The organism is Streptomyces sp. NPDC002787 (assembly GCF_053592095.1).
Genome location: NZ_JBSFVC010000008.1, coordinates 240,052 through 263,138, shown reverse-complemented (window position 1 = coordinate 263,138; position 23,087 = coordinate 240,052). Strand labels below are relative to the sequence as shown.

The 23,087-nt window shown below is 69.9% G+C and carries 19 protein-coding genes and 3 pseudogenes; 11 read left to right on the top strand and 11 right to left on the bottom strand.

The annotated features are described in order from the left end of the window. The first annotated feature begins 30 nt into the window (after positions 1-30). Positions 31-381 carry a helix-turn-helix domain-containing protein gene (locus tag ACWD26_RS13975; RefSeq protein ID WP_451269571.1) on the top strand — a complete coding sequence of 117 codons (351 nt, stop codon included), beginning with the start codon at positions 31-33 and terminating at the stop codon, positions 379-381. Between the two features lie 154 nt (positions 382-535). Here ACWD26_RS13975 and ACWD26_RS13970 read toward each other — a convergent pair whose 3' ends face one another. Beyond that, positions 536-1,159, bottom strand: a complete 624-nt coding sequence (locus tag ACWD26_RS13970) for a TetR family transcriptional regulator (protein WP_451269569.1) — start codon at positions 1,157-1,159, stop codon at positions 536-538. A gap of 338 nt (positions 1,160-1,497) precedes the next feature. On the opposite strand from ACWD26_RS13970, the gene ACWD26_RS13965 reads away from it, so the two are divergent. Beyond that, positions 1,498-1,743 (top strand): hypothetical protein, encoded by a 246-nt coding sequence (locus tag ACWD26_RS13965; protein ID WP_451269567.1) that lies wholly within the window; start codon positions 1,498-1,500, stop codon positions 1,741-1,743. Positions 1,744-2,001: 258 nt separating this feature from the next. Beyond that, positions 2,002-2,856: a helix-turn-helix domain-containing protein gene (locus ACWD26_RS13960; RefSeq protein ID WP_451269565.1), complete on the top strand. Its 855-nt coding sequence runs from the start codon at positions 2,002-2,004 to the stop codon at positions 2,854-2,856. Positions 2,857-2,923: 67 nt separating this feature from the next. On the opposite strand, the gene ACWD26_RS13955 is transcribed toward ACWD26_RS13960, so the two are convergent. The 7 genes from ACWD26_RS13955 to ACWD26_RS13925 all read right to left on the bottom strand — a co-directional run bounded on the left by ACWD26_RS13955 (position 2,924) and on the right by ACWD26_RS13925 (position 10,367). Next, entirely contained in the window at positions 2,924-3,394 is a 471-nt protein-coding gene (locus tag ACWD26_RS13955) for a molybdenum cofactor biosynthesis protein MoaE (RefSeq protein WP_451269563.1), read from the bottom strand. A gap of 25 nt (positions 3,395-3,419) precedes the next feature. Then, positions 3,420-4,409: a GTP 3',8-cyclase MoaA gene (gene moaA, locus ACWD26_RS13950; RefSeq protein WP_451269561.1), complete on the bottom strand. Its 990-nt coding sequence runs from the start codon at positions 4,407-4,409 to the stop codon at positions 3,420-3,422. 41 nt (positions 4,410-4,450) lie between these two features. Then, positions 4,451-5,635, bottom strand: coding sequence for an XdhC family protein (locus ACWD26_RS13945; protein ID WP_451269559.1), 1,185 nt, complete (start codon positions 5,633-5,635; stop codon positions 4,451-4,453). Positions 5,636-5,767: 132 nt separating this feature from the next. After that, positions 5,768-7,975: a xanthine dehydrogenase family protein molybdopterin-binding subunit gene (locus ACWD26_RS13940; RefSeq protein ID WP_451269557.1), complete on the bottom strand. Its 2,208-nt coding sequence runs from the start codon at positions 7,973-7,975 to the stop codon at positions 5,768-5,770. After that, positions 7,972-8,952 (bottom strand): FAD binding domain-containing protein, encoded by a 981-nt coding sequence (locus ACWD26_RS13935; RefSeq protein WP_451269555.1) that lies wholly within the window; start codon positions 8,950-8,952, stop codon positions 7,972-7,974. The genes ACWD26_RS13940 and ACWD26_RS13935 overlap by 4 nt, the downstream gene beginning before the upstream one ends. A gap of 12 nt (positions 8,953-8,964) precedes the next feature. Beyond that, positions 8,965-9,603, bottom strand: a complete 639-nt coding sequence (locus ACWD26_RS13930; RefSeq protein WP_451269553.1) for a (2Fe-2S)-binding protein — start codon at positions 9,601-9,603, stop codon at positions 8,965-8,967. A 146-nt stretch (positions 9,604-9,749) separates the two neighbouring features. Then, positions 9,750-10,367 carry a flavodoxin family protein gene (locus ACWD26_RS13925; RefSeq protein WP_451269551.1) on the bottom strand — a complete coding sequence of 206 codons (618 nt, stop codon included), beginning with the start codon at positions 10,365-10,367 and terminating at the stop codon, positions 9,750-9,752. 539 nt (positions 10,368-10,906) lie between these two features. On the opposite strand from ACWD26_RS13925, the pseudogene ACWD26_RS13920 reads away from it, so the two are divergent. Continuing rightward, positions 10,907-11,346, top strand: a pseudogene (locus ACWD26_RS13920) (transposase); the annotation flags it as partial. A gap of 197 nt (positions 11,347-11,543) precedes the next feature. Beyond that, positions 11,544-12,172 (top strand): annotated as a pseudogene (locus tag ACWD26_RS13915) (pyridoxal-phosphate dependent enzyme); the annotation flags it as partial. Between the two features lie 190 nt (positions 12,173-12,362). Here ACWD26_RS13915 and ACWD26_RS13910 read toward each other — a convergent pair. Continuing rightward, positions 12,363-12,686 carry a phosphotransferase gene (locus tag ACWD26_RS13910; RefSeq protein WP_451269549.1) on the bottom strand — a complete coding sequence of 108 codons (324 nt, stop codon included), beginning with the start codon at positions 12,684-12,686 and terminating at the stop codon, positions 12,363-12,365. Between the two features lie 262 nt (positions 12,687-12,948). Here ACWD26_RS13910 and ACWD26_RS13905 point away from each other — a divergent pair, with 262 nt between their 5' ends. The 4 genes from ACWD26_RS13905 to ACWD26_RS13890 all read left to right on the top strand — a co-directional run bounded on the left by ACWD26_RS13905 (position 12,949) and on the right by ACWD26_RS13890 (position 16,341). Beyond that, positions 12,949-13,512 (top strand): RNA polymerase sigma factor, encoded by a 564-nt coding sequence (locus ACWD26_RS13905; RefSeq protein WP_451269547.1) that lies wholly within the window; start codon positions 12,949-12,951, stop codon positions 13,510-13,512. Continuing rightward, positions 13,509-14,639 (top strand): CU044_5270 family protein, encoded by a 1,131-nt coding sequence (locus ACWD26_RS13900; RefSeq protein ID WP_451269545.1) that lies wholly within the window; start codon positions 13,509-13,511, stop codon positions 14,637-14,639. The genes ACWD26_RS13905 and ACWD26_RS13900 overlap by 4 nt, the downstream gene beginning before the upstream one ends. 167 nt (positions 14,640-14,806) lie before the next feature. Then, entirely contained in the window at positions 14,807-15,409 is a 603-nt protein-coding gene (locus ACWD26_RS13895; protein WP_451269543.1) for a TetR/AcrR family transcriptional regulator, read from the top strand. Then, complete coding sequence (locus ACWD26_RS13890; protein ID WP_451269541.1) at positions 15,406-16,341, top strand: GNAT family N-acetyltransferase; 936 nt, start codon at positions 15,406-15,408, stop codon at positions 16,339-16,341. Before ACWD26_RS13895 ends, ACWD26_RS13890 begins: the two co-directional genes overlap by 4 nt. 157 nt (positions 16,342-16,498) lie before the next feature. Here the strand turns inward: ACWD26_RS13890 and ACWD26_RS13885 are convergent, their stop codons facing one another. Then, positions 16,499-16,651: a nuclear transport factor 2 family protein gene (locus ACWD26_RS13885; RefSeq protein WP_451269539.1), complete on the bottom strand. Its 153-nt coding sequence runs from the start codon at positions 16,649-16,651 to the stop codon at positions 16,499-16,501. 186 nt (positions 16,652-16,837) lie between these two features. Here ACWD26_RS13885 and ACWD26_RS13880 point away from each other — a divergent pair. Together ACWD26_RS13880 and ACWD26_RS13875 are read left to right on the top strand one after the other, a co-directional pair. Next, positions 16,838-18,099 (top strand): annotated as a pseudogene (locus ACWD26_RS13880) (IS701 family transposase). Positions 18,100-18,612: 513 nt separating this feature from the next. Further along, a complete protein-coding gene (locus tag ACWD26_RS13875; protein ID WP_451269537.1) occupies positions 18,613-20,133 on the top strand; it encodes a purine-cytosine permease family protein in 1,521 nt (506 codons plus the stop codon). A 68-nt stretch (positions 20,134-20,201) separates the two neighbouring features. Here ACWD26_RS13875 and ACWD26_RS13870 read toward each other — a convergent pair whose 3' ends face one another. Beyond that, positions 20,202-23,081, bottom strand: coding sequence for a SpoIIE family protein phosphatase (locus tag ACWD26_RS13870; RefSeq protein ID WP_451269535.1), 2,880 nt, complete (start codon positions 23,079-23,081; stop codon positions 20,202-20,204). Positions 23,082-23,087 lie beyond the last annotated feature (6 nt).

Sequence of the window (23,087 nt, the reverse complement as noted above, 5' to 3'; positions counted from 1 at the left end):
ACCGGTGACACGGAGGACTGAGGAATAAGCATGCCCAAGAAGGCCCCGCAGGACTGGGAGACCCTGGAGCAGGAGCTGTACTCGGCCGGTGTGGATCCCGCTGAGGTGGAAGCTGGTTCGCGTCGTCTGCCGGCGGAAGCCCGTGGGCATCAACTCGCCGAGGCGCGCAAGCAGTACGGGTTGACCCAGAGGGACCTGGCTGCCCGCAGGGGTGTGAGCATCGCTCGCGTATCCCAGATCGAACACGGTGAGGTCGCCACTCTCGATGTCATCGCGCGTTACGTCGAGGCGCTCGGCGGCAGGTTGGACCTGGTTGCCGACTTCGGTGATCACACGCTGCGGATGCCGGCAAGTGGTGATCAGGGCAACGCCGCGGCGTAGCCTACCCAAAGGCTTTGGAGTCGTCCCATGTAGTGCCTCGATCGGCAGAGTTCTTACGGGAAACGCGGGCTGAGGGCCCTCCTTGTGCGATCTTGCACTGCTCGGCGTGAAAACAGCACGGGCTGCGGCGCGGCCTGCGCGTGCGCTTGCCCGGTTACTCCCTCAGCGCGCCCATCGCCCGGTCGAGCAGCACGGCCAGCGGGACAGTACCCTCACAGGCCACCCATCCCGTGGCTGCCACGTCCAGGCAGGCTAGCGCGGCGGCGGCCAGTGCACTCGGCCTGGTGTCCTCGGGCCGGTCAGGGCTGACCCCCAGTCGCCGGGCGATCTCCGGCAGCAGCAGTTCCTGCCAGCTCAGTTGCTTCTCGTAGTGCCGGGCGCGCAGTGACGGGGTCTCCTGGAGCATGCGCAGATAGCTGAGCGACTGCTCGGGCGCCGCGGCGTTCATCTGCGTGAGGACGTCGAACGCCCGGCGCAGTGCCTCCCAGGGCCGCTCGTCGTCGGGGCGGGCGGCGAGGGCCTCCGCGATCTGGCGGCCGGATTCCTCCAGGCGTCCCAGGACGATGTCTTCCTTGGTGCCGAAGTACCGGAACAGGCTGGCGCGCGACAAGCCCACCTCGCCGGCGATCTGGTCGACGGTCGTCCGGTCGAATCCCTGCTCGGTGAAGAGCCGGTGCGCCACCTCGACCACCTCCGCCTGAACCGTCGCACGCATGCGCTCACGCAAGCCGGGCGGCTTGCGGGCGGGCCGGTCGGCGGAACGGGCGGGCTCGGTCATACGAGAAAGATACAGCAAGGACTCAATTTGATACTGAGTATCAGATGGTAGAACACGGGTCGCATCCGCTCCCCGCCGCCGACTGAAGCATCGCTCATCGCCGTTGTCGGCGCGGGAGAATGTCCAGCCGCTGTGGCCCGGACGCACCCCCTGCCCGCCCAGCCGGGTGACGGTCTCGGTGCCCGTCAGCCTTGCCGAGGCCGGGAACTGCTGGTGGCGGACCCCGATCTGTCCTCGCAAGGACATGTGCGGCGGCTGCACGCGAAGATCAGCAGCGGATTCATTGGGACGGTGCCTGGCTTCGGCTCCAGGATGCGCCGGGTGCCCGGTGCTGAAGGGTGCTGGACGCGGCCCGGGTCCGCGAGACGATCCTGCCCCTTCTCGTCCTGACCGGCGGCATCACCGCGATGGGCGTCTTCGGCGCCTACCAGCTCGACAGGGCGGCCGGTGCCACCGTGAACAGCTCCGGCGCGCTCCAACTCGCCGCCCGCGTGACCGTCGGCGCGCTGGCGGTGCTCGCCGAATCGGGCGGCGAGCCGCTGCTGCGCAGGGTGACGGCCAACCCTACGCAGACCGCGGACTGAACCCACGTCTTCAGCAGCTCGGGCCGCTCGGCGAACTGGCGGCCGAAGCCGCGCGACGAGCCGGTGATGAACCAGATCTTGGTCACGAGAAATACTCCCGTTCGAAGTGAAGTCTTATTGAGAGCCTCTACATCATACTGAGACCGAGTATCACTATGAGTCGTAGATTCGATGCTGTACCCTGCCTGGCATCAGCGAGGCGCTTTTGACAACTGGAGGACAGAGATGTCTTCACACGTGGCACCCGGTGACCAAGTGATGTCCGGACTCGATCGGCGTACCGAACTCAGGGAGTTCCTGCGTTCTCGCAGGGCCCGGCTCACGCCCGAGGACGTGGGCCTGCCCTCGTACGGGCGACGGCGGGTGCCCGGACTGCGGCGCGAGGAACTGGCACAGCTGGCCGGGGTGTCCTACGCCTACTACGCGCGCCTGGAGCAGGGATACGGCGACACCATGTCGGCCGAGGTGCTGGACGCCGTGGCCCGCGCCCTGCGCCTGAACGAGGAGGAGCGCGACCATCTGATCCGGCTGGCCCAGCCCGAGCGGCAGAGCGCGGCACAGGCCCTGCCCCCGCCGCAGCGACTGCGGCCCACCGTCCAGCACCTCCTCGACACGCTCGGCGTGCCCGCCTACGTCGTCAGCCGGCGCATGGACATCCTGGGGTGGAACCGGCTCGCCGCCGCCGTCTTCGGGGACTGGGGCCAACTGCCACCCGAGGAGCGCAACGTGGCCCGGCTGATCTTCCTCGCGCCCGAGATGCGCGACCGCTTCGCCGACTCGGACCGCGTGGCGCTGAGAGTCGCCGGTGTTCTGCGCATGAACGCGGGCAAAAGCCCCGGGGATTCATACCTCTCTTCCCTGATCCAGGAGTTGTCGCAGCGGAGCGAGGAGTTCCGGCGGTTGTGGGCACGGCACGAGGTGAGCTGCGGGACCGTTGGCGAGATCGTGCGGATGCGGCACCCACTGGTGGGAGAGTTCGACCTCGTCCACGAACCCATGGCGCTGCCCGGAGGCGCCCCCATGCGGCTGGTCACCTACCACGCCGAGCCGGGCACCCGGTCGGAGGAAGCCCTGCGGATGCTGGCCAGTTGGGAAATGGAGCCGCTGCGGTGACACAGTGGCGGCCGCTACGCGCCGACCCGCCCGCCCGTCACCCGACCACCACCCCTCAACGACGGCGCTACGCGCCGACCCACTCATCGGTTCCGTCCGAGAACCTCTGGTGCTTCCAGATGGGCACTTCGTGCTTGAGGTCGTCGATCAGTTTCCTACAGGCCACGAAGGCATCTCCCCGGTGCGGACATGCCACGGCGACCACGACCGCCGTTTCTCCCACCGCGAGTTCCCCGACCCGGTGCACCGCGGCGAGGGCACGCACCGGGTGGTTCGCCACGACCTTCTCCGCGATCCGCCGCATCTCGGCCTCGGCCGCCGGGTGGCACGAATACCCCAGTCCGTCCACGTCCGCGCCCGCGCCCGCGTCATGATTCCGCACCGTGCCGACGAACAGCGCGATCCCGCCCGCCGCCTCGTCGCCGACGGCCTGGAACACCTCGTCCAGCAAGAGCGGTGTCCGCCGTATCGCGATCAGCCTGATCGGCTGCGGGTGCGCCTGCTCGCCGGGGTGCTCGTGGGTTCGCACAACTGCCATACCTTCGTTCCTCCCTGTCACCGGGTCAGCCCCCGATCGCCGACATCGGCCTCTCCGGCCGGACGAACGAGGGATCGTCCAGGCCCGAACCCGCCTTCTTGCCCCACATCGCCACACGCCAGATCCGGGCGATCTCCTCGTCGGATGCGCCCGAGCGGAGCGCGGCACGCAAATCGGTCTCCTCGCGGGCGAACAGACAGGTGCGTACCTGGCCGTCGGCCGTGAGGCGGGTGCGGTCGCAGGCCGCACAGAAGGGGCGGGTGACCGAGGCGATCACGCCGACGCGATGCGGGCCGCCGTTCACGAGCCAGCGCTCGGCCGGGGCTGAGCCGCGCTCCTCGTTGCCTTCGGGGGTGAGGTCGAAGCGGGTGCGCAGGGAGGTGAGGATGTCGCCGGCGGTGATCATGCCGTCGCGCTTCCAGCCGTGCTGGGCGTCCAGGGGCATCTGCTCGATGAAGCGCAGCTCGTAGTGGTGCCGCACGGCCCAGGCGAGCAGGTCGGGGGCCTCGTCCTCATTGAGCCCGGGTATCAGGACGGAGTTGACCTTGACGGGGTTCAGTCCGGCCGCGTGGGCGGACGCGATGCCGTCGAGGACGTCCTGATGGCGGTCCCGCCGGGTCAAGGTCCTGAAGACGTCCGGGCGGAGGGTGTCCAGGGAGACGTTGACCCGGTCCAGGCCCGCGGCCTTCAGGGCCGTCGCCGTGCGCTTCAGGCCGATGCCGTTGGTGGTGAGGGACATCCGAGGGCGCGGGTCGAGGCCGGCGACCCGCTCGACGATGCCGACCAGGCCGGGGCGCAGCAGAGGCTCGCCACCGGTGAAGCGGACCTCCTTGACGCCGAGGGAGGCGACCGCGATGTCGATCAGGCGGACGATCTCGTCGTCCGTGAGCAGGTCGGGCTTGGCCAGCCACCGCAGGCCCTCCTCGGGCATGCAGTACGTGCAGCGCAGATTGCAGCGGTCGGTCAGGGAGACCCTCAGGTCGGTGGCCACCCGGCCGTAGGTGTCGATGAGCACGTGGGGCCTCTCCTCAACGCGTATCGGATTCATGTGGCTCGTCAGCGCTCGCGGCGACTCGGCGCGAGCTGTGATGCGGACAGGAGCGCGGCTGGGGACGACATCTGGACCACAGGGACGGAACCGTGAATGGGACCGGGGACGCGGGACAGGGGCAGGCCGGTGCCGTTGTTGGTGTGGGCGATGATCTCGGCGGTGATGGAGATCGCTGTCTCTTCGGGGGTGTGGGCGCCGAGGTCCAGTCCGATCGGTGAGTGCAGGTGCGCGAGGTGTTCCTCGGGCATGCCGGCTTCACGCAGTCGTTCGAGACGGTGGTCGTGGGTACGGAGGGAACCCATCGCGCCGATGTAGCCGACCGGGAGACCGAGGGCCAGGCGCAGCAGCGGGATGTCGAACTTGGCGTCGTGGGTGAGGACGCAGATCGCGGTGCGGGCGTCGACCTCGGTGGCCGCCAGGTAGCGGTGGGGCCAGTCGACGACGACCTCGTCGGCGTGTGGGAAGCGGGCGTGGGTGGCGAACACAGGACGGGCGTCGCAGACCGTGACGTGATAGCCGAGGAAGCGTCCGGCCTGGCTCAGGGCTGCGGCGAAATCGACGGCGCCGAAGATCAACATGCGGGGCGGCGCCGCGTGGGTGTGGACCAGGAGTGTCAGCTTCTCCGGGCAGGTGTCGGCGTCCCCGCCGACCTCGATCCGGGCGGTGCGGCCTGCCCGCAGCAGCGCGCGGACCTGGGTGGCCACCGTACGGTCCTCCTGCCGGCTGCCCAGTGTTCCGTCGTACGCGCTGCCGCCGCCGAGGACGGACAGGGTGCGGCCGAGAGCGCGCTGCGGTCCGTCAACCACCTGTGCCACGGCGACGGGCAGACCGGCCGACACGTGTTCCAGGGCGGTGGTGAGGTGGGGCTGGTCGGCGGGGTCGATCCGCTGCACCAGGACCTCCAGCTCGCCGCCGCAGGTCAGGCCCACGGCGAAGGCGTCGTCGTCGGAGTAGCCGAACCGGGCCTGTACCGGGGGTTCGCCCGACTCCAGCACTTGTCGGCACAGCTCGTAGACGGCGCCTTCCACGCATCCTCCGGAGACGCTGCCGACCGCCGAGCCGTCGGTGTCCACAGCCAGTGCGGTGCCGGGTGGCAGGGGTGCGCTGCCGCTGACCCGGGTGACGGTGGCAAGGGCGAAGGGGCGGGCCTCGCGGCACCAGCGGTACAGAGTGTCCGCGATGTTCAGCATGAGAGGTGTCCTTCGGGGGGAGAGGGGAGGCCCGCCGCCGCGGCGGCATGGGGGGGAGGCCGCGGCGGCGGGCCGGCCGGGTCGGTTCCGGGGCTCCCCCGGGGGAGGGAGAGGGGCCCGGCCGCCCGGGGTTCAGAGGAGGGCTTCGGCGGTGATGGGCAGTTCGCGGACGCGGCGTCCGGTGGCGTGGAAGACCGCGTTGGCGATGGCGGGTGCCACGCCGATCTGCACGAGCTCGCCGAGGCTCTTCACGCCGATGGGGTCGGCCTTGTAGTCCTCCCCGTCGAGGTAGACGGCCTTGACGTCGGGGATGTCGGCGTGGACGGGCATGAGGTAGTCGGCGAGGTTGGCGTTGACGATCCGGCCGTCGCGGTGGTCGGTGACCGTGTGCTCAAGGAGGGCCGCGCCAATACCTCCGACCATGCCGCCGATGGCCTGGCTCTCGGCGAGCTTGGGGCTGATGATGCGCCCCGCGTCGTACACGCCGAGCATCCGCCGCATCCGGACCAGCCCGAGCCGGGCGTCGACCGCGACCTCGGCGAACATCGCGGCGTAGCCGTACATCGAGAACCGGCGGTTCTCCTCCGGGGTGTAGGACCCGCTCGACTCCAGGTGGGTGCGGTTGTTGCGGGCCAGGAGCTGCCGGTAGGTCTCCCCGCGCGCGGTGTTGCCCTTGACATGCAACCGTCCGCCACGGACCACGACGTCGGCGGCGGCGACGCCGTGCAGCGGTGAGCGCTCATCCTCCACCGCGAGGGCGATGGCCTGCTGCCGCAGCTTGTCGCAGGTGTCCTGGACGGCGGACCCCACGCTGGCCGTGGTCTGTGAGGCGCCCTGTGGCGGGGCTGGCGGCATGGTGGAGTCGCCGAGCCGGAACTCGACGTTGCGTACGGCCAGGCCGAGGGCGTCGGCGGCGATCTGGGTCATGGAGGTGTACGTGCCCGTACCCACGTCATGGGTCGCGGACTGGACCACCACGGTGCCGTCGGCGTCGAGCCTGGCGTGGGCGTTGGCCCTTCCCAGGAAGACGTCGTAGCAGCCCGTGGCCACGCCGGTGCCGATGAGCCAGTCGCCGTCACGGGTGGAGCGGGGCCTGGGGTTGCGCCGGTGCCAGCCGAACTCACGGGCGCCGGCGCGGAAGCACTCGCGCAGCCGCCGTGTGGAGAAGGGCTGCTGCGTCGACGGGTCTTCGCCGGGTTCGTTGCGCAGCCGCAGCTCGATCGGATCGACGCCGAGCTTGTAGGCGAGTTCGTCCATCGCGGTCTCGATGACGAAGGCGGCGCTGCCGTAGCCGGGGCCGCGCATCCACATCGGGGTGCTGACATCGAGCGGCACCGTCTGGACCGTCAGGCTGACGTTGGGCACGGCGTAGAGCATGCGCCCGAGCGCCTGGTTGGCCTCCCAGAACTGCTCGTAGCGGGAGGTCTCGTACTTCATGTCGTGGGTCATCGCGGTCAGCCGCCCGCGCCGGGTGCTGCCCAGGCGCAGCTTGTACTCGTATGCGGGCCGGTAGCCCACCGTGAAGTACATCTGCCTGCGGGTAAGCGCGAGTTTCACCGGGCGTCCCACCTCGCGTGCGGCGAGTGCCGCGATGACGACGTGTGGCCAGGTCCGCAGGGCGTTGCCGAACGCGCCGCCGACGAACGGCGAGAGGACGCGCACGTTCGCCGGCGGAATGCCGAACGCGGCCGCCGCCTCGTTCTGCACGCCGATCACCCACTGGGTCTTGTCCCACAGAGTGAGCCTTTCGCCGTCCCAGCGGGCGATGGTGGCGTGCGTCTCCATCGGATTGTGGTGGTTGCGGGAGAGATGGTAGGTCATCTCCAACCGGACGTCCGCGGAACCCAGCGCTTCCTGGGCATCGCCTCGCGCGTAGGGCTGCGCGAAGGGCCGGGGCCCGTCCACGGCCGGGCTGCGGGTCAGGTCGGTCGCGGGTTCCTCGGCGTCGTAGGAGACCTCGACCAGGTCGGCGGCGTGCTGCGCGGCCTCCAGCGTGGTCGCCACCACGACGGCCACCGGTTGGCCGAAGAACCGGACGGCGTCGTCCTGGAAGGCACGCAGTCGCCGGCCCGGGAAGGGGAAGCTGACCGGGTTGTCGCGGTACGCCAGCGTGGGCGCGTTGCGGTGGGTGATCACTTTCAGGACACCGCGCTGGGCTTCGGCGGCGCGGGTGTCGATGCCGGCGATGCGTCCGCGCGCGATGGTGCTGTTGACGATGACGGCGTGGACGACTCCGTCGATGTCGTGGTCGGCGGCGTACTTGGCCTGGCCGGTGACCTTCAGTCGTCCGTCGACCCGGGACAGGGGCGCCCCGACGGCTGCCTGTGGCTGCTGGCTCACTTGCCACCTCCTACGACGCGCAGTTGGCGCTCGATGGTCCGTTGGAGCAACTTGACCTTGAAACGGTTGTGTTGGAGGGGGCGAGCCCCGTCCGCCGCCCGCTCGGCGGCCTTGGTCCACAGGGCGTTCGACGGCCGCTGCCCGATGAGCTCCCGCTCGACGACGGGCAGTTTCCAGGGCACGGTGCCCACGCCTCCGGCGGCCACCTTCGCCTCCCGGATCACCCCGCCGCGGATGTGCAGCGCGACGGCCGCCGAGGTGAGCGCGAACTCGTACGACTGCCGGTCCCGCACCTTCAGGTAGCCCGACTTCAGCGGGCGCGGAAGGGCCGGAAGCTCGACACCGGTGATCAACTCTCCCCTGCGCAGGGCCTGTTCGCGGTTGGGTGTGCTGCCCGGTTTGAGCAGGAACTTCGCGAAGGGCACGGTTCGCTCGCCGTCCGGGCCGAGGAGATGGACGTTCGCTTCCAGGGCGGCGAAGGCCACGGCCGCGTCGGAGGGGTGGGTGGCCACGCAGTCGTCGGAGGTGCCGAGGATGGCGTGGGTGCGGTTGACGCCGTGCAGGGCGGCGCAGCCCGAGCCCGGTTCGCGCTTGTTGCAGTCGGCGCTCACGTCGCGGAAGTACGTGCAGCGGGTGCGCTGCATGATGTTGCCGCCGATGGTGGCCATGTTGCGCAGCTGTGCCGACGCGCTCAGCTCCAGCGCCTCGGAGATGACCGGATACAGGGCGCGCACCCCCTTGTGGGTGGCGGCCTCGGCCATGCGTACCAGCGCTCCAATGCGCAGGCCCCCGCGCTTGGTGACCGTGATCTCGCGCAGCGGCAGGGCGCTGATGTCGACCAGCGTCTCGGGGCGTTCCACGGTCTCGCGCATCAAGTCGACCAGAGTGGTGCCGCCGGCGATGTATCGGCCGCCGTCGCGGCCCGCGTCAACGGCTTGCCCTGTGTTGGCGGCTTTGGTGTAGGAGAAGGGGTGCATGGGGACCGTGCCTCACTTCCCGCGCGCGGTCTGCTCGACCGCGCGCACGATCTTCGTGTAACAGCCGCAGCGACAGATGTTGCCGCTCATCCACTCCCGAATCTCCTCCGGTGAGTCGGTGTGGCCCTCCTTGATGCAGCCGACGCCGGACATGATCTGGCCGGAGGTGCAGAAGCCGCACTGGAAGGCGTCCTGGTCGATGAACGCCTGTTGCAGCGGGTGCAGCCGGTCGCCCTTGGCCAGGCCCTCGATGGTGGTGACCTCGGCGCCGTCCAGCCGGACCGCCAGCGTCAGGCAGGAGTTGACCCGCCGGCCGTCGACCAGGACGGTGCAGGCGCCGCAGGCACCGGCGTTGCAGCCCTTCTTCGAGCCGGTCAGCCCGAGGTGTTCGCGCAGCAGGTCAAGGAGCGAGGTCCGGTTGTCGACCGTGACGGTGTGCCGCTCGCCGTTGACGGTCAGGGAGACGTGGCTGCTGGACGGTGTCTCGGCGCCGTCCGCGGGCTCGGCGCCGAACACGGACGGCCCGGCTATCAGGCCGCCCGCCACGGCAGCACCACCGACGACGGTGGTCGCGACGAACGTACGCCGGGACGGGGCGGACGCAGATCCCTCAGGGGGAGAGACAGTTGACTCGGGGGGTTCGGTGGACATGCCCACTCTCTCGGTCGACGGAAGACGGATTGCGGTACCGACCACCGTCATGTGCGCGAATCGGCCTGAGGACGAGGCATCACGGCTTTCCTCGGGAGGAGGTGACAGCGCACATGCAGGGGCGGCGTTGTGGCGCCGCATGGCGTTTATGCGGCGGACTCCGTGTCGGACTCGGGCCGTGTGAAGCCGCCCGGGAAGCGGGCGGGCTGCGCGTCCTGGGCGAAGAACGTCTTCGCGTGCGCCAGCGCCTCCGTGTCCTTCAGGACGTCGCCCGGTGCGGTGCCGTTGCCGCGGAGGACGCCACCGAAGTTCATCTTCATGAAAGCGGCCCAGTTGTTGATGGTGCTGACCAGCGGTTCGGCGAGCCAGGGCAGGTCACCCGCGGAGGCGGTGACGCCCCACAGGGTGCGTCCGGCCATGGCCGCCCGGAGGTCGAGACCGTGGATGTACGTCCAGGACGTCCAGTGGTCCAGGTAGCGCTTGGTGTGCGAGGACAGCGAGTACCAGTACACGGGGGAGGCGATCACGATGTCGGTCGCGGCGAGGGTGGCATCGAGAAGCAGCGCGTGGTTGCCCTCCTCGGGCCGCGTGGGGTGCCCCGCGCCGTGCCGCAGGTCGTCGAAGTCGGGGAGCGGATGCTCGGCGAGCGAGATCCACTGCTGCTCGATGTCGGCGGGCAGCTGTGCGGCGGCCCGGCGCGCGAGCAACTCGGTGTTCCCGTTGCTGCGGTGGCTGCCGAGGACGAAGAGGAAACGGCGGGACAATGGGGGAATCTCCTTGGTCGGCGCGTGGACGACTGCCGCGTGTGAGCAGTCCCGCCGCATGACGTCGTGGTCTGCGTGTTCCGGCGGCGCCGGTCGGTCCGCCGTCCGGGGACACGGTTCACGCCGCGGCGGACGAGGCGGGCCTCGGCCCAGGAGGAGTGCGGCGGCCAGGGTTGAAGACGATCGGCAGCCGCCTCACCAGGCCTCCGGTGCGGCACGACATCCACTGTGTGGCACGCCTCGCGATACAACGAGCACAGGTTTGTGGGACGACTCGGGTACGTACCACTGCCGTTGGTACGTCTGGCAGTAGCAGCCGGAGCGGCGCGACCGCCGACGGTGGACGTCATGCCGTCATGCCGTCATGCCGTCATGCGTGGGGAGGGTGCCCGGTATCGGACACCCTCCCCTGTCGAAGTCGTTCCTCGCCCCTGGCCGGCCACGGCCGCCGTGGACCGGAATCGAGTGGCGGAACGGGAAACTACGGAGTGAACCGTTCCGGGTTCGGTAGGGACTCGATCGTTTGAGCGGATCGAGTTATGGCACGTCCTTCCCAGTTCCCGCTTGAGCTGCGCCGTCGTGCGGTGCGGATGGTCGCCGAGGTGCGGCCGGAGTACGAAACCGAGTGGGCCGCGATGAAAGGGGTCGCCCAGAAGCTGGGCATCGGCACGACCGAGACGCTGCGCAAGTGGGTGCGGCAGGACCAGATCGACGCCGGGACCCGTCCGGGCGCAACGAGCGAGGAGTCGGCGGAGCTGAAGCGACTGAAGAAGGAGAACGCGGAGCTCAAGCGGGCCGACGACATCCTCAAGGCCGCAGCGTCTTTCTTCGCGGCCGAGCTCGACCGGCCACACACACGCTCGTAGCGTTCGTCGACGAGCACAAGGACCGCTTCGGCGGCGTCGAGCCGATCTGCCGGGTCCTCACCGACCACGACTGCAAGATCGCCCCGTCCACCTACTACGCCCACCGCAAACGCCAGGCCGCACCCGCTGCCCAAATGGCCGCCGGCAAGGGGTGGCAGTCCGGCGACGGCGGGGACATGGCGCGGTCGATGGAGGACGACTACGTCGATTTCATCTCCGGGGGCAACGACCGAACGAACGAACCTGAAACTCCGTCAACCCGCTCTGACCAGCTGATCAGCACCTCCCGCACGCCGGGGGAACCTCAGACGCCAGGCTGGAGCTGGTGGACGGCGACCACGAGATGGCTCGCGATCGGGCGGCGGCCATCGCACGATACGACGGCATCCGGCTGGTCGAAGACAGCCTGGACATCGAGACCTGCGAGGGCGCGGCGACCATTGGCCTGGACTGATGGACACCGTGCCGTCGTTCGACACCGTCCTGATTGCCCTCGGCGGCGGGGCGCTGGCCACCGGCGTGGGTCACGTGGTGAAAGCATCGGCACCCGAAATCGAGGTGATCTGCGTCCAGCCGCTGGGCGCACCGGCGCTGACACACTCATGGCGCAGGCGACGTGTCGTCACCACCGACTCGACCAACACCATCGCTGACGGAGTCGCCGGCAGACGTCCCATCCCAGCCGTCCTGGACGACCTCCTCCTGGTCGCCGACGACGCCGTCCTGGTCCAGGAGGCGTCGATCACCGCCGGTATGCGGATGCTCCTCGACCACGTCGGCCTCGTCGTCGAACCGTCGGCCGCACTCGGCATCGCGGCGATCCTCGAAGACCGTGACCGCTTCGCCGGCCGACACGCCGTCACCATCGTGTGCGGCGGCAACGTCGACGTAGACGCCTATCACCGCTGGGTCGGCCCGGCTCCCATCCACAGTTCTTGACAATTGCTCCCAGCGCGGACGGCCGGGCCGGTCCTCGAGCGCGCTGTCTGTCGGCGGTGCATGGGCCGCGTCGACTCAGCGTGGTGCGTTGCCGGAAGTCGGTCTGGAGGACACTCCGTCCGGAGACGGTATGGGGCGAACTGGTGAAGGCGACGTCTTGGTCGAAGACTTGTTTGGCTCTCCCGTGGGTCTACTCCAGCGCCCGGAGTTGGGCGATGGTGTCGGCGAGGGTGTGGCTGCAGGACGCAAGGTGGTCGGGGCTGTATCCGCGAGGGCCGCATTCGACGACGAGCAGCAGGCTCAGGTAGAGGCGGTAGAGAGCCAGCCGGTGCCGGAGGGCGGGCGTGAAGTCGAGGCTGCCGCCCGCCTCGATGTAACCGGCGACGAGGTCGCTGCCCGGGCCGGTGTCGCCGCCGAAGGCCAGGGAGACCAGCTCGGCGGCCGGGTCGCCCCAGAACGCCCGCTCGTGGTCGATGAGTCCGGCGATCCGGGGCTGTGCCCCGTCGTTGGTCATCTGCCGCGAGGACGGCTGAGCAGTCTCGGAACGGCCGCGTTCCGGTCCGCGCTGTCGGTGACGCACAACCGGTAACCCCGGCCCGGCCACTTGGAGACGCCGGCAGGCGGGCGGCGGCTTTGACCAGCTCGTCTTCGGCGGATTTCGGTGTGACCTATGCCTCGCTTCTCGGGCGGGCTTCCTGAGGTTCCGCTGTAACGATCACCTCGTTCGGACCACTACCTGACGACAGAACACACCCGGAGGGACAGGAGGTGCGGCAGTGCCCGACGATGACGCGGATCGTTTCACCGCCATCTATGACGGCTGCCGACAACGAGTGTGGGCCTACGTGGTCAGCCGTGCGGGACGGCAGGTCGCCGACGAGGTGGTGAGCGAGACGTTCACCGTGGCCTGGCGCAGGCTGGACGACGTGCCCGAGCCGCCGCTGCCGTGGCTGCTCGTAGTCGCACGCAACATCCTGCGGGACAGCATCCGGGCCGAGGCCAGGCGCGCGTCGTTCGCCGCCGAGTCGATGTCCTGGGCGGAACCCGCCGAGGCAGACATCGCCGAGGAGGTGTCCGAGCGAAGCGCGCTGCTCAAGGCGCTCGCCATGCTGCCGGAGGACGATCGGGAACTGCTGATCCTCTCCGCATGGCAGGGCCTGACCCCGGCACAGGCGGCCACGGTGGTCGGCTGCTCGCCCATCACCCTGCGGGTCCGCCTGCACCGGGCGCGCAAGCGCCTCGACCAGGCCGCGTCGGCCTCCCCGCTCAAGGAGGAGGCCGCAGCCGCGCGGCGCGTGTCCACCCGAGCCCGGATCGTCGTAGGAAAGGAAGCCCGGTGAAGAACGACGTCCTGCACCGCCTGACCGCCGCCCGCCCCGCCTATCTCGACCCCGACCTCCCCACGCCCTCGCAGGTTCGGCAGGAGGAGCTCACAACGTTCATGAGCCTTCCGCGCGCAACGCGCACGGCTCGCGCCGCCCGCACGCGGAGGGTGCGCCGCCCTCTCCTGTCCGCTCTCGCCCTGGCCACGGCGACGGCGGTCGCGGCTGTGGTGATCACCGGCACAGGACCGGAGCAGCCGGGATCCGCGCCCTCCGCGACGTTGGGCTTGGGCAGCCGAATCCTTCTCGCTGCCGCCTCCCACGTCGAGCAGCAACCGGCCGGCTCCGGCAAGTACTGGTACGTGGAGAAACAGTTCGCAGACCGCTACAAGGTGCCCGGCAAGAACTACAGCATCGACGTCCGCGGCGAGCAGCGGTGGTGGACGGCCACCGCCGGCAATAAGTATTGGTCGCAGTCGCTGGACACAGGGGCCCGTCCGTCCACGAAAGCCGATGAAGCGGCGTGGAAGGCGGACGGTTCCCCCAGGTCGTGGGACCTGGGGAACGGCGCCGACCAGATCTACACCTACGCCGGCAAGGGCGAGTTCGACCACGACGCCCCCGGCGGAACCGCGGACAGCGTGCCGATGGGGGAAGTTCCCCTGCGCCTCCTCCCCACGCTGCCCACCGATGCCAAGGCCCTCCGCAAGCGCCTGTTCGAACTGGTCGACAAGCACTACAACGGCCCCGAATGGACCCTCGACCGGATCGTCGTCGAGGATGCCGTCCAGCTCGCCACGACCCTGCCGTCCACCCCGGCGCTGCGCGCCGCCGCCTACCGCCTCCTCGCCGCCGAACCCGGCGTGAGCTCCCTCGGAGACGTCAAGGACCACACCGGCCGCACCGGCTACGCCGTCGCCCTCCCCAGCCCCTACGAGTCCGCCCCCGAACTCCGCCTGATCTTCGACAAGTCCACGGGCATGCCCCTGGGCACCGAGACGGTGGCCACCCGGAGCGGCGACGGTGTGAGCAAGGGGGAGCTGCTGAGCTACACGACGATCACGTCGATGAAGTGGACCGACGAAGCGCCGCCCTTCGACACCGACACCCCTGACCCGGGCCCGGTCATCGAGTCGGATCGCTGAGGCTGTCGGATCCGCCGAACGGTGGGACCCCGGGGTGACGCCCCCGGGGTCCCACCAAGCCGGTCGGGGGCGCCACAAGCAGGGGCGCGGCCGACCCTCTGGCCCTGGTGTCCAACCATGGCGTAACATGCGTTACGCAACGTGCGTTACGCGAAACGGAGGGCCTCGTGCCTCGACAGGTGGACCACGTCCAGCGCCGTTCCGAGATCTCCGGTGCCGTATGGCAGGTGGTGAGCGAGAGCGGGCTGGAGGGGCTGACCCTGCGGGCGGTCGCCGCCGCGGCCGGGTGCACGACGGGCATGGTCACCCACTACTTCCGTGACAAGAAGGCGCTCCTGGCGCACGCCAGGTCCGTCATGCACCGCCGCATGGCGGACCGCATCGACGCGCTGCCCCTGCCGGACGAAGACCCGCGCGCCCACCTGTACGCCGTCGCCGAGCAAGCACTGCCGCTGGACGAGGAACGGCACCTGGAGGCCGTCGTGTGGTCGTCCTTCCTGCTCACCACCCGCACCGACCCGGGTCTGCTGCGCGAGCACTCCGTCAGCCACGCCTCCTGGGTGCGCCGGCTGACCGTCCTGGTGCGCGCCGCACTGCCCGGTGAGCCGGAACCGGGGGACCTGCAGGAGCGGGTGCGCGCCCTCGTCGTATGCCTGGACGGCCTGGCCCTGAACGCCGTCATCGATCCGGACGCCTACCCGCCCGACCTCCAACGGCGCGTCCTGGACAGGCAACTGGACCTGATCCTGGAAGGAAACCGCAGCCTGTGACCACCCCCGATCTCACCATCGCGGCCGCCGCGACCGACCACCCGAGCGTGGCGCGGCTGGTCCGCGCCCTCGACGACGACCTCGCCGCCCGCTACCCCGACGAGCCCTGCACCGGCGGCTCCCACCTCCACCCCGCCATCCGCTTCCTGCTCGCCGAGGCAACCGACGGCCGCCCGATCGGCTGCTGTGCCGTCCAGCCCTTTCCCGCCCCCGACACCGCCGCCGAACTCAAACGCATGTACGTAGTCCCCGAGGCCCGCGGCCGCGGCATCGCCGCCCGCCTCCTTGCCGAGGCAGAACGCACCGCCACCGCCCTCGGCCACCCCGAGATGCGCCTGGAGACGGCCGTCCACCAGCCCGAAGCCATCGCCCTGTACACCCGCGCCGGCTACCGGCCGATCCCCAACTACCCGCCGTACGAACACAAGGCGCTCAGCCGCTGCTACGCCAAACCCCTCCCGCTCCCCAGACCGGCCCGGCCGGAGTGGGACGGGGGCGAACTGTCCACCTTCCTCGCCGGACAGGGCCTTTCGTCCCAGGGCGTCCTCGCGCCCGGAAGCCGGTACTGGCTCACCCGAGACACCGCAGGTCCCGCCGTGGCCCTGGGCTGGGAACGCCAGGACGACCACGTGCTGCTGCGCAGTGTCGCCGTCCGCCCCGACCTGCGCGGCTGCGGCGCCGCACGACGCCTGGTCGAACACGCGCTCACGGACGCCGCCGCGCAAGGAGCCCGCACGGCCTACCTGTTCTCCACGGGAGCCGGACCCTTCTGGAGCCGGCTTGGATTCCGCCCGGTACCGGTCACCGAGATCACCCACGCCCTGCCCAACGCCCCACAGGTCCACCAGTACCGCACCACCGGAACACTTGCCGACGAAGCGGCCTGGCGACGCGACCTCCACACACCCGCCACCCCGGCCGACGGACGATGAGACGGGCGGTCTCAGCTGCCCCGCCCCTTTGGACCACGGTGGACGAGCACACTGCTCAACCACCTCGAACCCTTCATGGCCGACTTCCTCCTCCTGCACCAGCGCCCTGACCGCCTGCAGGACGCGTGCAGCCGCCCCGCCGGGGCCGGCACCGCTTTCAGAACATCGCGTTGTCGTTTGCCGATGCCGTCGGCACGTCTTGCACCACGTCCCAGTGCTCGACGATCTTGCCGTTCTCTACGCGGAAGAGGCCGGCGACCGCCTGGCCGCGCTCGCCGGGTGCGTTGACGTAGTGACTTTGGATGGCCACCAGGTCTCCCCGGCGACGATCCGCTTAATACTCCACTCTGGCTTCGTGATCTTCTGTCAGGGCCGACTGGGAATGGGTACGGCCACTGCATGATCATCGGGGGTTGTGTGGACTCCTGAAGATCGTGCGGTGGCCGCAGGCCAGAGCGTAGACCCTGCCCGCTGGCGAGCAATGTTCGACCAGGTCATGGCCCGGATCGCGGGCAGATTCAGCCGAGTTGAGCCCAGGGCCGCAGCCCGCGCTTACCTGCTGGGGCTGCTGTCGAGCGTCGAACGGAAGAACTGCTGGCAGTTGGCCGAACAGGCGGGCCATACGCGGCCCGGGCCGATGCAACGTCTGGTGCGCGCTACGCCCGCTGGGACGCCGATGCCGTCCGCGACGACCTGCGTGCCTATGCCGCCGAACACCTCGGCCCAGACGGCGGCGTTCTCATTGTCGACGAGACCGGCTTCCTGAAGAAGGGCCACTCCTCGGCAGGGGTACAGCGGCAGTACACCGGCACCGCAGGACGCATCGAGAACGCCCAGGTCCGCGTGTTCCTCGCCCTGGCCACCAGCCGGGGACGGGCCCAGATCGACCGACGGCTCTACCTCCCAGAACAGTCCTGGTGCACCGATCCCGAACGCCGCCGGAATACCCCAGACAGTGCAGTTCGCCACCAAGCCCCGTCCGGCCGAAGAGATGATCACAGCCGCGCTGGACGCCGGGACCACCACCTCGTGGGTGACCGGTGACGAAGCCTATGGCCAGGACCCCCAACTCCGCGCCGCCCTCGAGGCACGCGGCATCGGTTACGTGATGGCCGTCGCCTGCTCGACCCGGGTGAGGATCAACCACGGTCGAACTCCCGTCCGCGCGGATACCGCCGCCGACCGCCTGCCCGCCACGGCCTGGCACCGTCAGAGCGCCGGAAACGGCGCGAAAGGCCCGCGATACTACGACTGGGCCTGGATCCACATCGGCAGCGACAGCCACCGCCATCTGCTGACCCGACGCAACCGGACCACCGGCGAACTCGCCTTCTACCTGTGCTGGTCACCCACCGAGGTGCCCCTGTCGAACTCGTCCGCGTCGCCGGTGTCCGCTGGAGCGTCGAGGAATGTTTCCAGGCCGCCAAGAGCCAGGTCGGACTCGACCACTATCAGGTCAGGCACTGGACCTCATGGCACCGGCACATCACGCTCGCCATGCTTGCCCTGGCCTTCCTGACGGCCCTCGCCGCCGACGCGGCCCCCGAACGGCCCGTCGATGCATACCACCACGCCCGCAACCGCGATCCGATCTCGATGACCATCCCGGAAATCCGCCACCTGCTCACCGCCGTCTTCCACCCACCGGCCGTAACAGTGGCCAGACTGCTGCACTGGTCCAACTGGCGCAGACACCACCAGGCAACAGCCCGGCGCAGCCACTACCGACGACAGATCGTCGACGAACCCGTTGGATAGCTCACGAAACCGCACTGGAGTATTAGTCGTGGAGCGGGTGACGAGAATCGAACTCGCGCTCTCAGCTTGGGAAGCGACGGCGCTTGCGTGGTCTCGTAGCTTCTGACCTGCGCGGATTCGTTGTGCTGGCGCAGGCGCGAGGGCCTGGTGGCACCGCTGTTGACCGTGGTTGTCCGCTCTGAAGGGCACGCTGTGGGCACGACGCCGTGAAGTGGACGAGCGCCGTGCCTGTGTCGCCCCCTCCGTGCCCGGGGCTCCCACTTCGCAGGTCGACCGGGCAGTGCCATGGCGACTGCACATAGATCTTGAGTGCGTGCGGGTGGCCTTCGCCCTCGCAGGGCCGCTCGCCGCCGAGATTCCCTGGATGCGTGGGTACGCGAGGTGCGGATTCACGCCGTCGAGTAAAAGTCATCATAAGATCAATGACGTACAAAAGTAGACATCTTGCACGCACGGTGTACGGGCGACCGCGATCCTCTCTCCTGCTCCGCCCGCTTCCTTCAGGTGACCTTCATGCCCACGACGCCCGAGCCCCCGGCCCTAGAGGTCTCCTTCGCCGACGACCCCAGAGTCGTCAAAGAGGCCGCCATCGAGGACTACTCGACGCATGTCGTCCCCCTGTCCTGGCGATCCGGCCGCTGGTCGCTGGCCATGGCCTGGGGAGCCTTTTTCTCGGCCATGTTCTGGCTGTACATCGCGGTGGCCTCGGCAGACGCCGTCGGCACGCCGGCCACCATCGTGGGCATGGCGCTGTCGACGGTCACCTATGGAGCGGTCAACCTCGTGCTGTCCCGGTACGCCGCCCGCACGGGGCTCACGGTCGCCCTGCTCTCCCGTCGGCTGTTCGGCGTGCTCGGCTCGGCGCTCGCACCGCTGATCTTCGCGGCCACCGCCGTCTACTACGGCGTCTTCGAGGGATCCATCATCGCGGTGGCTCTCCAGCGTTACTTCGGCGGCGAGATCAAGCTCTGGTACCTCGCCGTGGTGCTCTACGCCCTGCCGCTGGTGATCGGCGGAGTCCGGGTCTGGCTCGACAGGTTCAACGGAGTGCTGCTCCCGCTGTACGTGGCCGGGCTGGTCGCCGTCGTCGTCACAGCCACCGTCAAGCAGGGTTACCCGGACGACTGGCTGGCCTCGGCGCGGACCGGCGGAGCGCTCCCGGGGTGGCTCACCTCGTATTTGATCTACATGGGCGTGTGGATCATGATGATGTACACCATGGACTACGCCCGCTTCGGCCGGGCGGAGGACCAGGGTTTCCACTCCCACGTCACCTTCGGCTGGCTCTTCTACCTCTGCACGTTCGCCGTCAACGGTCTGATCGGCATCTACCTGCTGCGGGCCTGGGGCATCGCGGGGTCCGAAACCGGTGTGGTGGACGCGTTCATCCGTACGCTCGGATTCGCCGGGGTCCTGGTGATCATCGTGTCCCAGACCCGTATCAACACCGCCAACTACTACCTCGCCTCCACCAACCTGGAGGCGTTCGCCGCCCGTGTCCTGCGGGTCAGGCTGCCGCGCGCCGCCTGGGTCGCCGTCGCCGGAGCCATCGCGTACCTGCTGATGCTCACCGATGTGCTCAGCTATCTGCTGCGTGCCCTGGCCTGGCAGGGCGTGTTCGTCACCGCGTGGGTGGCCACTGCCCTGGTCCACATCGCCGCGCGCGGCGCCGACCGCGACGGTCTGCCCGAGTTCCGGCCCCTGCGGCTCGCCCCGGTCACCGCGGGAGCCGGGGCCTGGGTGGTGGCATCCGCCGTCGGCATCACTCTCACGGAGCAGACGGCGCACGCCGTGCTCGCCCAGCTCGCGCCGCTGGTGACGGTCGCCCTGGCGGCCGGACTGTACGGGCTGGCGCTCCGGTTCGGCCGGGATCCCGTACGCACCACCGGCGGCGACCCGCGCGACGAGGTCGAGGACATCTGGGAAACCCGCGTGCACTGCCACGCCTGCGACCGCTTCTACGTGGCGGTCGAGATGGACCGGACCGCTCAGGGCAAGGCCGTCTGCTCCGCCTGCGCCGCGGACAGCCGCTGAGACGCGCCGGCACCACCGCCCTACCGGCGCCGGACGTGCCCGCCGCGCGGCAGGCTGTGCGGCGGGCGCTACGCCGCCACGATCTGCAGCCGGGACGGATCCACCGGGCCCCCCGCCGACATGGGCAGATCATCGGGGGCGCCGGAGAGTGCCTGCTCGGTCCAGATGCACTTCCCGGACGCCGTGTAGCGCGTGCCCCACCGCTGGGAAAGCGCCGAGACGAGCTGCAGACCGCGCCCGCCCTCGTCCGTCTCGGACGCGCGGCGCATGCGGGGTGTGGTCAGGCTTCCGTCGGAGACCTCGCAGATCAGGCTGGCGCTGCGCAGCAGCCGCAGCTGTACCGGGCCCTTCGCGTGTCGTACGACGTTCCCGATCAGCTCGCTGGCGATGAGTTCCGTCGTCATCGTCAGGTCGTCCAGGTCCCAGACGGACAGCTGCTCGCGGACGTACTCGCGAGCCTGTCCGGCCGCCCGGGGGTCCTCGAGGAGCTCCCAGGAGGCGATCCGGTCGGCGGCGAGCGCGTGGACACGGCTGACGAGCAGGGCGGCGTCGTCATGGGCGGTCTCCTCCGCACCAAGCAGCAGCCCAGTGGTGAGCGTGTCGCAGAGCCGTTCCAGATTCCTGCGGTCGGCCGTGCCCAGGAGCCGCCCCAGTTCGGCCATGCCCTCCTCGACCTCGCGGTCGGGGGACTCGACCAGCCCGTCGGTGTACAGCACGAGAAGGCTCTCGTCGGGCAACTCGAACTCGACTGTTTCGAACGGGGGTTCGGCTGCGCCGAGTGGTGGGTTCGGGGACATGCCCGGGAAGCGCACGGTGCCGTCGGGCCGCACCACGGCGGGTGGCGGGTGGCCGGCCCGGGCGATGGTGCAGATCCCGGTGGTGGAGTCGTAGAGCGCGTACAGGCAGGTGGCGTACGAGTCCTGGCCGAGCCCGCTGACGATGTCGTTGAGGTGGCCCATGATCTCGTCGGGGGGCAGCTCCAGGTCTGCCAGGGTTTTGACAGCGGTACGCAGCCGGCCCATGGTGGCCGCCTCGGACAGACCGTGGCCCATTACGTCGCCGACGACGAGCGCGACCCGGCCGGCGGAGAGGGGGATGACGTCGTACCAGTCGCCGCCCACGTCCATGCCCTGTCCGGCGGGGAGGTAGCGCGCCGCGGCCGTGCACGCGGGTACGTCGGGCAGCTGCTGGGGAAGCAGCCCGCGTTGCAGCTCCTGGGAGCGCGTGTGCTCGGCGTCGTAGAGCCGGGCCCGTTCCAGGGCGTGTGCCACGAGAGCGCTGATCGCGGTGAGTAGCGCCCGCTCCTCGTGCGCGAGGCGGCGCGGCTGGTCGAAGGAGATCGAGCAGACGGCGAACGTGCGCCCGGACACCGTCAGCGGCAGGAACGCCCACGCCTGTTTGCCGGCCAGCCGTGGTCTGTGGGCGAGCTGCGGATAGTGCTCGGCGTACTCCTCGACCGAGGAGAAGAACAGCGGCGCGCCGGTGTTGATCGCTTCCCCGACCGGGTCGTTCGGCGTCACGTGGTGGCTGTTGAGCGAGTCGAGGAAGGAGCGGGGGTAGCCCACGGCTCCGACGATGTGCATGCGGTTGCTCTCGACGGTCACCACGGCCAGGCCGCTGGCGCCGAACGGCGGCAGCACCCGCTGGGCGACCGCCTCCACCACATCGCGCGAGGTCGTCGCCTTGGCGAGCGCCGTGGTCAGCTCCGCGATCCGGGTCGAGCGCTCGGAGGCCGTACGGGCGGTGGCGGCCAGCTCCGCCTCGCGCTGCCGCTTCTCGGTGACGTCCGTGAGGTAGAGGGTGAGCCCGTCCGGCCCCGGGACGAGTCGGAGATGGTGCCAGCGCCCGGCCGCTATCCGGGCGTCGAGGCTGTCGGGCGTGGCCGTGGCGGCGGCCTTCCGGCAGCGGACCTCCAGGTCGGGGACCCGCTGTACGGCGGGCAGATCCCACAGGACTTGTCCGAACAGCTCCTCCTCGGGAACGCTGAGCGTGCGCTCCGCCTCCAGGTTGGCGAAGGTGACCCGCCAGTCGTCGTCCACCAGGAGGAAACCGTCGCTCATGTGGCGCAACGCTCGGCTGAGCGCGTCGCGTGCGGAACGGGACTCGCTGCTGTCCCATCCCATGCCGACCATCCGGACCGGTACCCCGTCGTCGTACTCCACGACCGTGCCGCGGGACTGAGTCCAGCCGTAGCTGCCGTCCGGTCGCCGCACCCGGTACTCGGCCTCGTACACGGTGCCGTCGCGGATGGCCCGCTCGGCCGCGGCCAGCGTCCACGGCAGGTCGTCGGGGTGGATGACCCTCATCCAGCTCTCGATCCGGGGCACATAACCGGCCGGGTCGTTGCCGTACAGGGCGATCGCCGCCTCGTCCAGCAGCAGCTCGCCGGTGCGGATGTTCCAGTCCCATGTGCCGGCCGTGACGGCCTTCAGGGCCTGCCGGAGCCGATGGCCGGCCGGCGTCTCCCGCAGCGAGGCGGGCGGCGGTGCCTGACGCATCCACTCCTCGGCCCAGGCGACCACGTTCCGCAGGAACTCCCACTGCCCCGGGGGCGGCTCGCCCTCGGCGCCCATCGCCAGGGTGAGTGCGCCGATCGTACGGTCCCCACGGAACATCGGTACGGAAGCGAGTCCCGCACCCGGCCACGGCCTCACCGGTGGCCCGGGAACATCAGGGGACTCAGTCGATGCCCACACGCTTCGGCCCTCGCGCACCGCACCCGCCGGGACCGTCGGTCCCTCCTGGTCGACGATTTCCCAGGGACGAGTCAGCGCTGGGGGCAGACCGGTCGACGACACGAGGCGCAGGGCTGACATCGGGCCGCGCAAATGAATGGCGCCGCCGAGCGCGTCCAACTCGGCCACCGCGTGCTGAAGGGCCAACCGGAAGATCTCACTCTCGGTGATCCCCTTGTCGGTGCCCGCGAGCAGGGAGAGCCGCACGTGCATGCTTTC